This is a genomic window from Falsiroseomonas oryziterrae (assembly GCF_021864505.1).
Lineage (GTDB): Bacteria > Pseudomonadota > Alphaproteobacteria > Acetobacterales > Acetobacteraceae > Falsiroseomonas > Falsiroseomonas oryziterrae.
In genome coordinates this window covers 1-1,744 of sequence record NZ_JAKJIB010000523.1, presented here as the reverse complement: position 1 = coordinate 1,744, position 1,744 = coordinate 1, and the positions used below count along the sequence as shown (strand labels likewise).

The following is a 1,744-nucleotide window of genomic DNA, read 5'->3' as shown; positions in this document are numbered from 1 at the left end:
CCTCCGTCACGCGGCCCGCCACCACCGCGGTGCCGAGCACGCCGGGCCGCGCGCCGCCCGCGGTCATCTCCAGCCGCTCCTCCACCACGTCGAGGATCGCATCCACCATCAGCCCGAGGCTGCGGCCGCCCTCGCTGAACACCAGCACGGTCTGCCGCCCGCGCGCCGCCGTCCCAGGCGACGCGCCGCCGTCCTCCATCGACAGCAGCGGCATCAGCGTCCCGCGATACTGCACGACCGGCATGCCGCCCGACCGCTCGAAGCTCTCGACCGGCAGGTCGTCGAGCCGCGCCACCAGCCCGAGCGGCACCGCCTTCGGCGTCGCGTCGCCCGCGCGGAACAGCAGCAGCGCCGTCCGCTCCGTGCTGCGCAGCCCGGCCACCGCCGCCGCCTCTCGTGGCGGCGCGCCCTCCGCCGCGATCCCCGCCGCGCGCGCGATGCCGTTCGGGTCGAGGATCATGATGACGCTGCCGTCGCCGAGGATGGTGTTGCCGCCGAACACCCCGATGTGGCGCAGGATCGGCGCCACCGGCTTCACCACGATCTCCTCCATGTCGTGCACGCGGTCCACCACGAGGCCGAACAGCGCCGCGCCGACCTGGGTGACGACGACGAGGCCCTCCTCCGGCGCCGCCGGCTCGAGCCCGAGCGCCGGGGCGAGTCCCACCAGCGGCAGCAGCCGGTCGCGCAGCCGCAGCACCGGCGCGTCCTTGATCCGCTCGATCCGCGCGCCGCCGCCGCCGACCCGCACCAGTTCCTGCACGCCGATCTGCGGGATCGCGAAGCGCTCGCCAGCCGCCTCCACCACCAGCGCCGAGACGATCGCCAGCGTCAGCGGGATCTTGATGACGAAGCGCGTGCCGCGCCCCTCGGCGGAGGCGACGTCGATGCTGCCGCCGATGCGCTCCACATTCGTCTTCACCACATCCATCCCGACCCCGCGGCCGGACACCGCGGTGACCGCGGCGGCGGTCGAGAAGCCGGCGCGGAAGATGAAGCGGTGGATGTCGCGCTCCGGCATGCCCGCCGCCTCGGCCTCGCTCGCCAGCCCCTGCGCGACCGCCTTCTCGCGGATGCGCCGCGTGTCCAGCCCGCGCCCGTCATCGGCGATCTCGATCAGGATGTGGCCGCCCTCGTGATAGGCGTTGAGCGTGATGCGCCCGGCTTCCGGCTTGCCGGCGCGGCGCCGCGCCTCCGTCGCCTCCAGCCCGTGGTCGGCGCTGTTGCGGACCATGTGCGTCAGCGGATCCCTGATCAGCTCCAGCACCTGGCGGTCCAGCTCGGTCTCCGCGCCGCGCATCTCGAGCTCGATCCTCTTGCCCAGCTCGCGCCCCAGGTCGCGCACCAGCCGCGGCAGCTTCGCCCAGGCATTGCCGATCGGCTGCATGCGCGTCTTCATCACCCCGTCCTGCAGGTCCGAGGTGAGATGCGAGAGCCGCTGCAGCGGCACCGCGAAGGCCTGGTCGCCGCGCGCGCGCGCCAGCTGCATCAGCTGGTTGCGCGTCAGCACCAGCTCGCTCACCAGCGTCATCAGATGCTCCAGCACCTCGACGCCGACGCGGATGGATTGCGGCGCCGCCGCGCCCTCCGCCGGCGCGCCGCCATCCGGCGCGGGCTCCGCCCCCGGCGCCTGGGCGGTGGCGCTCATCAAGCCGCAATTCGAGGTCGGCCCCGCTGTCGCCAAGGGCGGCGTGGTGCGCGACGCCGGCGTCCATGCGCGGGTGTGCCATGAGATCCGCGCCTG

Annotated in this window: 1 protein-coding gene and 1 pseudogene; one reads left to right on the top strand and one right to left on the bottom strand. The window is 74.2% G+C overall.

Annotated features, from left to right (window positions below):
* Window positions 1–1,648 (bottom strand): chemotaxis protein CheA (locus tag L2I40_RS22735; RefSeq protein ID WP_308116446.1); only part of this gene is annotated, 1,648 nt, incomplete at its 3' end.
* Between L2I40_RS22735 and L2I40_RS24625 the strand changes: the two are divergent.
* A pseudogene (locus L2I40_RS24625) lies at window positions 1,617–1,744 on the top strand (TlyA family rRNA (cytidine-2'-O)-methyltransferase); the annotation flags it as partial. The gene L2I40_RS22735 and the pseudogene L2I40_RS24625 overlap by 32 nt on opposite strands.